This window comes from Emticicia sp. C21, from assembly GCF_003418935.1.
GTDB lineage: Bacteria > Bacteroidota > Bacteroidia > Cytophagales > Spirosomataceae > Emticicia.
Genome location: NZ_QVMT01000011.1, coordinates 133085 through 145373, shown reverse-complemented (window position 1 = coordinate 145373; position 12289 = coordinate 133085). Strand labels below are relative to the sequence as shown.

Sequence of the window (12289 nt, the reverse complement as noted above, 5' to 3'; positions counted from 1 at the left end):
CCTTTTAGGTGTTTTGAAATGAGCAGGATGGCAAAAATAAAATCAAAATTTCTAATTTGTACGATTTCGGAATAAATAATTTATCTAAAGGTAAAAAAAACAGCCTGATTCAGGTTGAATCAGGCTGTTTTTATATTAATTAAATAGTTTATCAACCTTTAGGTCCACCGCTGCTACCAGACGGATTGTTATTAGCAGGAGGCGTTGCCGTACCATTTGTTGGAGTGGCAGTATTTGTACCATTAATGCTATCCAACACTTTTAATGCTTGTTGGTTAGCCGGATCATAAGTCAATACCAGGTTCATATATTCTTTTGCCTTAGCCGTATCTTTGTCCAACAACAAAGCTTTTACACCTAAATACCCATAAGCTTCAGCTAAATATTTTTTGGTATTGTCTTTAACTTTGTCTGCTTCAGGTACTAAAGAAATATATTTCTCATAAACTGGTGCAGCTGCAAATGTTGAGTCATTCGGGTTTGCATATTGTTTAGCCCGAGCCTTAATGATGTATGGTACTAACCAGGTATCTTTATACAATATAATCGTTTTCGATAAAGCTGAATCAGCTTTTACATAGTCTTTAGTACGCATATAAGAATCAGCCAGGTTGTAGTAGTCAGCGCCATTAGCCTTAGGGCCTGCTTTAGCAATAGACTTCTCATAAAGCGGGGCTAGTTTATCCCATCTTTTAGCCGCTTTATATACAGCCACAATATCATTTGTGTAATTGGTTGTAGTATCCCCCAATTCCATAGCTTTTTCCATATAGGTAATCCCTATTGAGTCGTTAGCTGCTTTATTTGCATCATCTTTGATACAGATATAACCACGACCAATAGTACCATAGTCAGATGCTAAATGACGGTCTTGAGGGGCTTGTTTCAAGAATTCCTGAACATTTTTTACACCTTCAGCACATTCGCCTTTTTCAACCTGAGTATAACCTCTCAAACGATATTTAACAGGATCCTGAATTTTATCAAAGATTGAATTCAACACCTGAGTTGCGCCGTCGTAGTCTTTTGAAGTAAATGCAAGTTTCACATATTGAAGTTTAGCATTATCTGAAGCCTCACTTTTCTCCAGATACAATTTTGCATTTTTCGCTGCAAGGTCATACTTTCCAAAAACCGTGAACAGACCGCTCAGATAATAATATGCAGGGGCATGCTCAGGATCAGCTTTAATAGATTCGTTTAACTCTTGTTGCGCTTTAGGATAGTTTTTACCCTGGAACCATACTCTACCCATAAGCGTACGAATTACAGCTGCTTTCTGACCCATATTTAAGGCATTTTCAAGGGCTGTCATGGCAGAACCACCGTCGTTCTTCAATAAGAAAGCCTTAGCTAAGGCAATATAGTAATCAGGATTGTTCTTAACTTTTAAAACATCCAGACCAGCCTGAATAGACAATACAGCCTCTGCAGGGTCATTCAATTTCGGGTCTTCTGAGATAGCATAAGCCTCTCCAATTCTGAATAATACTTCAGGATTTTTATTTTTAGTGTCCTTTTTAATCAAATCAAAATCTGCTTTGGCACCTGCTTTATCACCTGAAAGTAATTTTACAGTTGCTAAACCAACACGATTAAGAGGATCAGGTTTTTTTTCTGTTGCTGCACCTTTAGTGAAAGCATCTTTTGCTTTGGCTAAATCCGGCTCAGGTAAATTCAGAAAATAATATCCCTGATAGAAAAAATTCTCTGCTGTTGGTGCAGAAGTTGTTAATTGATTGAAAACTGTACCAGCAGCGTTGTATCGCTCGGCATCCAAATTTCTCAGTCCATCCTGCACTGTCTGTGCCATAGTGTGGAACGTCAACGCCAGCACCGCCACCGCTGATACTGACAAAGATCTCAAAATCTTGTTCATTTTCACTCTGAAAGTTAGGTTTACAATTCTTTGTATTAAAAAAAAATTAAGCAAAGTTAAAAAATGTATTTCAAACAGAAAAAAATTTGTTATTGCTTGTATAAACTTTTTAAATCTTTTGCTTTTGTTGATTAAGACAAAATCTTATATCTGAGGTTTATTAATAAGTTGTTAATGCAAGTTTTTATGATTCAAATCAATACAACAAATATTTTGCCTGTATTGTTCTGTTTTACTACTGTATTATCCTATAATGGTTGTTCTCTATTGATAACAACCCCTTTTGGATAGACATAATAGGGAATTAGTCCGGATTTCTCTACAACCAGCTGACCTATCTGAGCACAACAAAAACGGGTGAATGCTTTTGTTAAGCCATAATGATCGAATGTATGTAAATAGACCCTTCTTTCTAAAGGATATCTTCTTGCTCTGAGTGATTCGGTATCAGGTTTGTAATAATCATTTTCGCCCGGATTATCAGAAGCAGAAACTCCTAATACTTTTACCTTAGTAATAAAAGTACGACTGTTTCTATCGTCTAAATCACTAATCCAGTTACCTCCTATCAAGCCGATAGCTTTGGGGTTTTTCTCGATATAATCTATTACATCCTTATTGCCATCAGCTGCAAAAATATTTGCTCTTTTAATATCCTTAATATTTAGTTTCTGAATCATATAATTCAGGTTGCTTGAATTACTGTTATCAAAAACCAACTTATAATCTGTATACGCATTGCCATCGAATATTTCTTTTAGTTCTTTTAAAGAAATATGTTCCATCGGATTCGCAAGATTGGTAATCAATGCTACACCATCAAGTGCCATTTTTGCAGGTAGATAGGCTATTTTACGAGACGCAAAAATAGCTTTTTCATTGTCGGTTGCCTCACGTGTTCCTATTGCTATGTCTACTGAGTCTTTCATTAGTAATGCCATTGCTTTTTGCTCAGGCATATACTTTACATGCAATATGGCTTTAGGATAATGTGCGTTATAAGCCATTATCTGAGCTTCAACAATAGGTTTTAGTGATTCGTCGGCTGCAATCGTTATCTCGCCATCATTGGGTAAATCTGGCTTTTCCGGCTTAGAACATCTTGTAAATAGCAAAGCACACGTTATCAAGAGAAGGAATTTTCTCATGGTAGTTATTATATAGTTTAAGTATGAACAATGTAAATTTAAGTATTAGTAAACGATAAAGTCAAGCGATTCGGTATAATATTAAAAAAAAATTAAAATGAAATTAAAAAACATGCCACTCTGTAGTACAAAGTGGCATGCCTGTATTAAAAAGATTTAATCAGTTATTCATCGTATCCCTGATTGCAAGGTAGGCTCTGTAAGCTCTGAAAATCCCGTATACAATAAGTAATGCCCCCATTGCATAAGCCAGATTATCAGACAAAGGTACCATCAACCATTTCAATTTGATAACAAAGTATCCTAAAGCAATGTAAACCAAGGCGAATAAACCCATAGATAATTGCAGGACTCTCTGAAATACCTGACGCTGCTTATCTGATGAATTACGTCGTGTTGCCATTATTATTACTCAAGTTGGAAGTTGATCGGCATCGTAAAGAATACACGTACGCTACGACCATTTTGTTTACCTGGATTCCATTTTGGCATCGACTTAATCACACGTTGCGCCTCTTCGTCGCAACCAAAACCAATTCCTTTCAGAATCTGAACATCACCAATTCTTCCGTCTCTTTCAACAACGAATTTGGCAAATACTTTTCCTGAAACGTTTGCACGTTGTGCTGCCGATGGATATTTAAGGTTTTTACCAATAAAGGCATACATTTCCTTAATACCACCCGGAAACTCAGGGTTTTGCTCAACCGTTGTAAAGATTTCGTCTTCTTTTGGTTGCTCGATTTCGGCTGGTTTTGGTGCTTCTACCGGAGGGGGAGCCGCGGCTACCTCTTCTGTTTCAGCACCCTCTTTGGTTACGTTTGAAATAACCGCTTTTTCAACCTCTTCCACTTTTGGTGGTGGTTCTTCGTTCTTTACTTCCTCATCAGCTTTTGGCTCTGGCGGAATGAACTTAATTTGTGCTACTTCCGGTTTTGGTGGTTCCGGTTCTGGCGGAGGAGGAGGAATATCGGGTTTCTTTTCTTCCGGTTGTTCTTCCTTCAACTTAGATAAGTCAATTTCAACGCTTTGAAGATCTTCTTCTTTATTACCGCCGAATTTATTGAAACTCCAAGCTGCCAATAATGCTCCACCAAATAACCCGATACCTATAACAGCTGCTCTGGTAAGGTATCGTGAGTAGTTTTTCCTTAGTGAATATGCACCGTAGTCCTTGTTACGTCCTTCGAATACGATTTCATCTAAGGTGATGTTTTTAGCATTTTTTGCTTCCATTTGTTTGTTTGTTTTTCCTTAGATTACTTATTGTTTGGGTTGAGCCAACTTTTGGTCAAGTATCTCTTTTTCTTTTGGAGCCAAATCAACAATTGCATAGCGGTCAGACTTTGTAATTGACATTTCATCCAAAATATCTACTGTATTCTTCCAGTTTGCTTCATCGCTTGGTTTAATAATTACTGTAAATTTATTTACATCAAGCGCATTTGCTTTTCTTACTAAAACAGCTTTTCTGATACCTTCTACAGAATAATCTGTTTCGTTTAAATCAGCTACTGTTAATTCAGGAAGTGGTTTCTGATACCAGAATATTCTATCATCTTTCGCCATCAATACAGTAATGGTATTGGTTACCTTTACTTCTGGTGGAGGCGGATCATTCGGATCTGGTTTATCAGGCATATTCAACTTCATCATATTAGGCTTGCCAAATGTAGTGGTATACATAAAGAAAGTGATAAGCAAAAAGCCCAAGTCCACCATCGGAGTCATATCAGGTTTACCACCTGCTTTCTTCGACCGGACCTTACCACCGCCTTTCTTACCACCCCCACCTGAGTCTGCTATTTCTGCCATTTTCTATCTGGTAATTAAAGGGTTCAATTAATGTTACTTTTCTGCGTTTTCTGAATCTGTGATTAATTGAAATTTGTTAATTTCATTTTTCCCCAATTCATTAAACAGATTTCTGATAGCAGGGTATTGTGTTTTCACATCACCACGAACAGCCAACTTAGCTTTTTTGTTGATATCAGTCAAATAAGTTTTTACCCAATCAACTAATTCACTTTTGGTACTGTCATTTGGAATTCCTGCCAATTTTACTTGACCTTTCTGAGCTTCACTGAGACCAAGATATTGTTTTAATGAAGTTATAGAAACTCCTGTTTCTGCTAGCTTCGTAAAGTTTTTCTGATCTGTATCTGAAAGCCCAGCACCATACTTCTCATTCATTTTCTGAATAAGTGTATATCTGTCTTGCGGGTTCGTAACGCCAAAATAATATTTGCCGTCCTTGTCAATCGTAATTGTAGCCATATCCTTATCCTCAACTTTAATTTCTGAGACTGATGAAGGCGTATCTACTGTTACAGACTCCTGACTCTTGAATTGGGTAGTCATGATGAAGAATGTAAGAAGTAGGAACGCAACGTCACACATCGCAGTCATATCCATTGATGGACTTTTTCTGGCTGGTTTCGGTGCTGCCATAGCTTTAATCGAAAGTTTAAATGTTTAAACTAAACTGTTAACTTAACTGCTTCTCTTAGTGATGAGCAGCGAAGTTTTGCTGAAGGCTCATTCCGATTTCGTCAATCTTGTAAGTAAGCGTATCTATTTTTGAGGTAAATAAGTTATACATAATGATGGCAATTGCAGAAGTACCGATACCTAAGGCTGTGTTGATCAAGGCCTCAGCGATACCAGTTGCAAGAGCAGATGCATCAGGAGCACCACCACCAGAACCAAGAGCAAAGAATGAACGAATCATACCGATTACAGTTCCTAACAGGGCTACAAGGGTTGATACTGATGCAAGTGTTGAAAGAATTGTAAGGTTTTTCTCTAACATTGGAAGCTCTAATGTAGTAGCTTCTTCAACTTCTTTTTGTAATGCAACCAATTTCTGGTCTTTAGCCATTGAATCATCAGCAGCTAATTGGCTGTACTTTAAAAGTGCAGTTTTAGTAACATTACCAACTGAACCTTTTTGTTTGTCGCATTCTTTAATTGCATCAGCAATGTTGTTTGAATCTACTAATGAACGAACTTTACGAACGAAAGCGTCTAAGTCGCCAGAACCAGAAGCTTTATTGATCGTAATGAAACGCTCAATTGAGAAAACCAACACCGACAGCATGAATGTCAACAAGATTGGTACAATGATACCACCTGAGTAAACGATACCCATAGCAGTAGTTGGTTTGTGTTTTGTTTCAGGATCAGAGAAGTTTGAAGGATCTCCTAAGATGAAATACCATAAACAAAAACCGATAACGAGTAAAATTGGGATAACGAACGCTGGATTCAATCCACCACTTGAAGACTTAGGGGCTGCTGGTTTTGCTGCTGGGGCTGTAGTCTTTTTTTCCATTAGCTTTGAAAATTTTAGGGTTTTAAAAAATGAAACAATGAATTTTTTGGTAAATAAAAGTGAAAATTTTAAAAGAAAGAATATTAGTAAAAGAAAATTTTGTAAAAACCTGCCATATATTCTTTTCAATCATGGGACAAGTTTAAGCAAAATCAGTGAAACAAAAAATATCCATCATGATAATTTTTTATTACTAAATGATTCTTTTGCACTTTTTAAAGATTATTTATTTCTTTTTAATGTGAACTCTAAAAACATAACTTTGTCATTATCAGACAGTTAATTAATTGTGATTGTTTACTATAACTAAAAATTTCGTTCACAAATGATTCTTCAAAAAATGACGTTATTTTTATGTAAATACATACTATTTAAGGCTTATTGCTATCAACCTTAATTCTTTCCTCACGATTCGCTACCTCCCACGCTGTATGAAATACTAATTCAGTTATCTGCCTGTATTTTGGAAAAAGTATTTTCTCAACATCGTCGCCCGGACGATGATAATCGGCATGTACTCCTGTAAAGTAGAAGATAACAGGTATCTTATGTTTTGCGAAGTTGTAATGATCTGAACGATAATAAAAACGGTTAGGGTCTTTAGGATCGTTGTATGTATAATCTAACTGAAATTTGACTGAATTATTGTTTGCATCCTCACTAATTTTATGTAATTCAGAAGATAATTTATCAGAGCCAATCAGATACACATAATCTTCTTTTGGTGCATGCTCTTTGTCTATGCGACCAATCATATCAATATTCAAATCGCAAACAGTATTTGCAATAGGAATAATTGGTGCCTTATCAGCATAATATTGTGAACCTAATAAGCCTTTTTCCTCACCTGTTACGGTCATGAACAAAATGCTTCTTCTTGGGCCATTGCCCTCTTTCTTAGCTTGTGAAAAAGCTCTTGCCAATTCCAGTACGGCACAAGTGCCTGAACCATCATCATCTGCTCCATTATGTATTTGTCCATTCTGGATACCTACGTGGTCATAGTGAGCGGTAATCAATATTACTTCATCTTTTTTATCTGTACCTTCTAAAAAGCCCAACACATTTTGCGTTTGAACCGGAACCTCTCCCCTCTCAGCTTTTACTGAAACGGTAGACTCTTTTGCATTACCTGCAGTACTAATTCCGGTGCTAGTGATTTTGCTTACTAATTTATCAAACTTTTTCGGTTTGGTTGCTAACATTTCGGCAGCCATTGCTTTTGAAATATAAAAAGTAGGATTGGAAGAAGCCTGCTCAGGGCCAGTTGATTCGTTAAACGACATACGATTGAAGCGTGAAAGAACAGCTTTTCGTTCAGCCGCAAGTGTTTTAAATTGAGATTCGTCTGAATCTGTCACCACAAAAAACATTTTGGCGCCTTTATTCAAACCAATATTCATCTTCTTCTGAAATCCGGTTTTATCTTCCCATTCAGATTTTTCTCCTGCTTTGGTAATATAATATTTGCCGGAAGCATCTTTCGGCTCACCATCCAGAATAACCACAGCTTTGCCCTTTACATCAATATCTTTATAATCATTATACGTATCAGATTCAATGCCATAACCTGCAAAAACTACTTTTATTGATTCTTCTTGAGGAATACTTGTAAGCCCGTTAGGGTAATAGTCTTTAAAAAACTCTTTTTTCTGATTACCTATCTTGATGTAAGCATCTTTCCAACCTTTTTTATAAAGGTTGAAAAACTGAAAATAGCCTTTGCCATCTTTACCATCAGAAGCTAATGGTTGCAAGCCTAAATCGGCAAAACGTTTGGCAATATAATCGGCGGCTTTTCTTTGTCCCTCAGAGCCGGTATCACGGCCTTCAAGCTCGTCAGAAGCAATATAAGTAAGGTCTTTTTTAAGGTTATCAGCTGAAATAGTGGCTGCATATTGCTTCACTTTTTCAGCAGAAGTGCCACTTTGAGCGTAAATAAAAGAACAGGAACTAAAAAAAATAAGAGCTATGAAGCTTTTTTTCATACGATAATTTAGGTTTGTTGAGTTATAATTCCGTAAAACTAAGAGTTATACTTTTGTAAAATTAAGAGGATTTTATGGAGATAGCAGAATTATTTATTATTTTGTTAAAAATTGTATTAATCTACGAATGACTAAAGAACAGGTTCTTAAAAAATATTTTGGTTACGACACATTCCGCCCACTTCAATCTGATATTATTGAGACGATTCTGGCTAAAGAGGATTGCCTGGTACTGATGCCTACCGGTGGTGGTAAGTCTATCTGCTTTCAGGTACCAGCTATGGTTTTAAATGGGTTAACACTGGTTATATCTCCCTTAATAGCCTTAATGAAAGACCAGGTGCAGGCGCTACAAGCTAATGGTATTCCAGCCGCTTTCATAAATAGTACTTTATCAGCAAGTGAGCAAAGGGACATAGAAATGCAGTGCCGCACCGGCGCTTTGAAATTACTTTATGTTTCTCCTGAGAAATTATTAACGCCTAACTATCTGGACTTTATAAAAACACTACAAGTATCGTTAATTGCCATCGATGAATCACACTGTGTATCAACGTGGGGGCACGATTTCAGGCCAGAATACACGCAATTATATGTATTAAAAGAGGCGTTTCCCCATATACCTATGGTTGCACTTACGGCAACAGCTGACAGGGTCACAAGAAAAGATATTCTTAAGCAATTGGGTATACCCGATGCCAAAGTATTCATTTCTTCATTTGACAGACCTAATCTTAAACTTTCAGTATCTCCTGGTCGTAATCGATTAAAGGTGATTCATCAATTTATTGCTCAACGCCCGAGAGACTCAGGAATTATCTATTGTCTGAGCCGAAAAAACACTGAGGAGGTCGCAGAGGGGTTACGAAAACTAGGCATTGCCGCTATGCACTACCATGCTGGTATCGATGCACAAACACGATCGGAAGTTCAGGATTCTTTTATAAAAGACGAAATTCAGGTAATTGTAGCCACCATTGCCTTTGGTATGGGCATTGATAAATCAAATGTACGTTTCGTAGTGCATTATAGCCTGCCCTCGAATGTAGAAAGCTTTTATCAGGAGATAGGACGTGCAGGTAGAGATGGCATGCCTTCGGAAACCTTGTTGTTTTATAGTTTTGCTGATATTGTAACCCGTAAGGATATGATTGCTAAGTCTGAACTACCTCCGGAGATGAAAGAAGTTCAGTTAGCTAAACTCGACCGGATGAAACAATATGCAGAGACTGAAATTTGCCGTAGACGCGTATTGCTAAGTTATTTTAATGAAGAGGCCCAGAATGATTGTGGGAACTGCGATGTCTGTCAGAATCCACCTGTGAAGTTTGATGCGACTATTTTTGCACAAAAGGCTTTATCAGCTATTGCTCGTGCCAATGAGAAAGTTGCTATGGGTTTATTAATAGATATTCTAAGAGGTGCTCAGAACCGGAATGTTTTTGAGCATAATTACCAAACCCTTAAAACTTTTGGTGCAGGTAAAGAACTAAGGTACGAAGAATGGGCGGATTATATTACGCAAATGCTTAACTCTGGCATTATTGATATTGCGTATGATGAGCGACATTCTCTGAAACTAAATACTTTATCATGGCAGGTTCTGAAAAATGAGAAAAAAGTAGACTTGGTGAAGTTTGAGCCATACGAAGTGAAGAAAGCTCGTCAGGAGGAAGAAGCGCCAAAGGAGAAATCGAAGAAAGAGGTTATTAAAGATGCTTTGTTTGAGAAACTGAGGACATTGCGTAAGAAAATTGCAGATGAGCTCAACCTCCCTCCTTTTGTGGTATTCTCTGATGCTACCCTATCAGATATGGCACAGAAAAAGCCTATCAATAAGATTCAGATGTTGGCAGTATCTGGTGTGGGTGAGCAGAAGTTTAAACAATTCGGTGACCAGTTCATCAATGAAATTCTTGACTTTGCCAGAGAAAATACCGAACCGGGTAAAACCAGAGTCGTGAAAGGCTTTACTTATGTTGAAACCTTAGACTTATATAAAAAAGGCTTATCTGTCGAGGATATTGCCCAAAGAAGAAACCTTAGCACGGTAACCATAATAAGCCATCTAGTAAAACTAAAGGAAGAAGGGAATGATATTAATCTGAAAGATTTAATACCTAGCTATGAATATAACCAGATTATCGCCTCGGCAGTGCGGTTAAATATGCAGAAAGGAGATGCTTTGAAACCCTTGTTTGACGATTTAGAAGGATTGTATGATTATGGGAAACTGAGAATTGCTCTGGCTCTTTGGGAAGGAGAGTAACAAAAATAATTTTGAAATAAACGATGATTGATTTAATACCACGAAACCAAGTGCCCGGAAAAATAGATTTCATCTATTCTTAAAGTACCAAAAGTTGGAGCATTATCAATTATCATAAAAAAATGGATTCTATTTCCTGCGCCTAATCTAAACATTTTTGATATATGGATATAATCATTATCTGATTTATCATTAATCGGTAATTGATAATAGGTCATACTGCCACTAAGTCCTGTATTTTTGGCAATTCCTATTCTGATTTTTGTTGAAGCTCCCGGTGAAAAACTAGATAAGTCAAGTTTTGCGTTAAGATCGATTTGATAAACACCATTATCTGGTGCTACAAAGGCATTTGGGTAAACTGTTGCATTATCGAGATTGAAATTATTATTCAAATCAAACTCTTTCGAAGTAAATTTAATGGTTTCATAATCTGATGTGAAGGCTTGTCCGCTATAATTATAAACGCTAAAAGCAGGTGTAATTCTTAGAACAGTTCCGTTTTCCGGGTCTATCCATGCCGAACCATTGCAATACAAGATCTTATTCTGATTGGTATTGAAAACTACCTTGCCCTTATCGGCGACTGTGCAGGCAGGGTTGGTAGCTACCTTTGGCAATTGGAAAGAGTTGGGCTGCAAACTGATTGATTGCCCAAACGCATTTATGTGGAAAATTATATAGAAAATTATACAAAGTACTCGTCTGAGGATTTTCATAGCTTATTTCTTTCCTCAAAACAACCAAATAATGTGATTATAGTCAATCACGGTTTGCCGTGATTTTTACAAATACTTTGAAGTTATTAAATTTAATTTATTGGAGTTCTCACAAAATACACAAAAGTCTCTTGCGCATTACTGTAAACAAGAGACTCTGCTTGTTAAATTTAAGGTTATTGCTTCGCTATCAAATGTCCCTCAAAATAGATTTTATTCAGTTTTATTGTTCCTGTTACTGGTGGGTCGTACATATATATCTTTACAACTATCCTTTCTCCGGCTAAAAAGTTAAAATCTTTAGATACTAATAAGTGTTTCCAATTATCATTTGCATACACAGGGAAACCCGATGAGTAATTATACGATGAGTAAGCTGTTTCTCTCGAAAGTATGATATATACTTTTGTAGTAGCTTTAGGTGTAAAATTTGTCAACTCCAGATCTCCATAAACTTTCAGATTATATACACCTTTTACAGGGACAATAAACCTATTCGGAAAATCAATTATATTTTTAAGATTCGCACTATTGGTTAAATCATAGCTTTTAGAAAGCATATCAATCTCTGATTCAGAAGCTGTGAAAATTTTACCTGTAGTATTATATACCTGAAAAGCAGGAATTACACTTGCCTCAACTGCAGGCTCGCCACTTATCCAGGCTGTGCCATTGCAATAAAGTACTTTATTCTGAACTGTATTAAATATCTGTTTGCCTTTGTCTTCTACTGTACAAGCAGGGTTTTCTGAAATACGCGGTAGCTGAAAGCTATTTGCCTCTAAGCTGATTGATTGGGCAAAGCCAGATAAGATAAAACCCAGTAAAAAGAAAGTGAGGAGAATTCGTTTCATAAAAATTGTTTAGATTATGAAACGAAATTATGACTCGATAGAAATACCTGCAAAAATTGCTTTGTCAGAGGATAAAAGTTCAGGTTAAAAGGTGGAAT

Annotated in this window: 11 protein-coding genes; 1 reads left to right on the top strand and 10 read right to left on the bottom strand. The window is 36.7% G+C overall.

Annotation, left to right across the window (positions count from 1 at the left end; all coding sequences use genetic code 11):
* Positions 1–151: 151 nt before the first annotated feature.
* From D0T08_RS21540 to D0T08_RS21500, 8 genes are all read right to left on the bottom strand, one after another.
* On the bottom strand, positions 152–1879 hold the full coding sequence (locus tag D0T08_RS21540) for a lipopolysaccharide assembly protein LapB (RefSeq protein ID WP_116984756.1): 1728 nt from the start codon (positions 1877–1879) through the stop codon (positions 152–154).
* Positions 1880–2127: 248 nt separating this feature from the next.
* Positions 2128–3027 (bottom strand): PstS family phosphate ABC transporter substrate-binding protein, encoded by a 900-nt coding sequence (locus tag D0T08_RS21535; protein ID WP_116984755.1) that lies wholly within the window; start codon positions 3025–3027, stop codon positions 2128–2130.
* A gap of 160 nt (positions 3028–3187) precedes the next feature.
* Positions 3188–3430, bottom strand: a complete 243-nt coding sequence (locus D0T08_RS21530; protein ID WP_199538200.1) for a hypothetical protein — start codon at positions 3428–3430, stop codon at positions 3188–3190.
* Between the two features lie 5 nt (positions 3431–3435).
* A complete protein-coding gene (locus tag D0T08_RS21525; RefSeq protein ID WP_116984754.1) occupies positions 3436–4263 on the bottom strand; it encodes an energy transducer TonB in 828 nt (275 codons plus the stop codon).
* Positions 4264–4290: 27 nt separating this feature from the next.
* On the bottom strand, positions 4291–4842 hold the full coding sequence (locus D0T08_RS21520) for a biopolymer transporter ExbD (protein WP_116984753.1): 552 nt from the start codon (positions 4840–4842) through the stop codon (positions 4291–4293).
* A 33-nt stretch (positions 4843–4875) separates the two neighbouring features.
* Positions 4876–5478 (bottom strand): biopolymer transporter ExbD, encoded by a 603-nt coding sequence (locus D0T08_RS21515; RefSeq protein ID WP_116984752.1) that lies wholly within the window; start codon positions 5476–5478, stop codon positions 4876–4878.
* A gap of 55 nt (positions 5479–5533) precedes the next feature.
* Positions 5534–6361 (bottom strand): MotA/TolQ/ExbB proton channel family protein, encoded by an 828-nt coding sequence (locus D0T08_RS21510; RefSeq protein WP_116984751.1) that lies wholly within the window; start codon positions 6359–6361, stop codon positions 5534–5536.
* Positions 6362–6732: 371 nt separating this feature from the next.
* Positions 6733–8349 carry a M28 family peptidase gene (locus D0T08_RS21500; protein WP_116984749.1) on the bottom strand — a complete coding sequence of 539 codons (1617 nt, stop codon included), beginning with the start codon at positions 8347–8349 and terminating at the stop codon, positions 6733–6735.
* Between the two features lie 127 nt (positions 8350–8476).
* Between D0T08_RS21500 and recQ the strand changes: the two genes are divergently transcribed.
* Positions 8477–10618 (top strand): DNA helicase RecQ, encoded by a 2142-nt coding sequence (gene recQ / locus D0T08_RS21495; protein ID WP_116984748.1) that lies wholly within the window; start codon positions 8477–8479, stop codon positions 10616–10618.
* Positions 10619–10650: 32 nt separating this feature from the next.
* On the opposite strand, the gene D0T08_RS21490 is transcribed toward recQ, so the two are convergent.
* Together D0T08_RS21490 and D0T08_RS21485 are read right to left on the bottom strand one after the other, a co-directional pair.
* Positions 10651–11337: a hypothetical protein gene (locus D0T08_RS21490; protein ID WP_147322826.1), complete on the bottom strand. Its 687-nt coding sequence runs from the start codon at positions 11335–11337 to the stop codon at positions 10651–10653.
* A gap of 176 nt (positions 11338–11513) precedes the next feature.
* Entirely contained in the window at positions 11514–12191 is a 678-nt protein-coding gene (locus D0T08_RS21485) for a hypothetical protein (protein WP_116984746.1), read from the bottom strand.
* Between the last annotated feature and the right edge of the window lie 98 nt (positions 12192–12289).

Coding starts and splice junctions, on each gene's coding strand:
- D0T08_RS21540 (WP_116984756.1), bottom strand. CDS start 1,879: ATGAACAAGATTTTGAGATCTTTGTCAGTATCAGCGGTGGCGGTGCTG.
- D0T08_RS21535 (WP_116984755.1), bottom strand. CDS start 3,027: ATGAGAAAATTCCTTCTCTTGATAACGTGTGCTTTGCTATTTACAAGA.
- D0T08_RS21530 (WP_199538200.1), bottom strand. CDS start 3,430: ATGGCAACACGACGTAATTCATCAGATAAGCAGCGTCAGGTATTTCAG.
- D0T08_RS21525 (WP_116984754.1), bottom strand. CDS start 4,263: ATGGAAGCAAAAAATGCTAAAAACATCACCTTAGATGAAATCGTATTC.
- D0T08_RS21520 (WP_116984753.1), bottom strand. CDS start 4,842: ATGGCAGAAATAGCAGACTCAGGTGGGGGTGGTAAGAAAGGCGGTGGT.
- D0T08_RS21515 (WP_116984752.1), bottom strand. CDS start 5,478: ATGGCAGCACCGAAACCAGCCAGAAAAAGTCCATCAATGGATATGACT.
- D0T08_RS21510 (WP_116984751.1), bottom strand. CDS start 6,361: ATGGAAAAAAAGACTACAGCCCCAGCAGCAAAACCAGCAGCCCCTAAG.
- D0T08_RS21500 (WP_116984749.1), bottom strand. CDS start 8,349: ATGAAAAAAAGCTTCATAGCTCTTATTTTTTTTAGTTCCTGTTCTTTT.
- recQ (WP_116984748.1), top strand. CDS start 8,477: ATGACTAAAGAACAGGTTCTTAAAAAATATTTTGGTTACGACACATTC.
- D0T08_RS21490 (WP_147322826.1), bottom strand. CDS start 11,337: ATGAAAATCCTCAGACGAGTACTTTGTATAATTTTCTATATAATTTTC.
- D0T08_RS21485 (WP_116984746.1), bottom strand. CDS start 12,191: ATGAAACGAATTCTCCTCACTTTCTTTTTACTGGGTTTTATCTTATCT.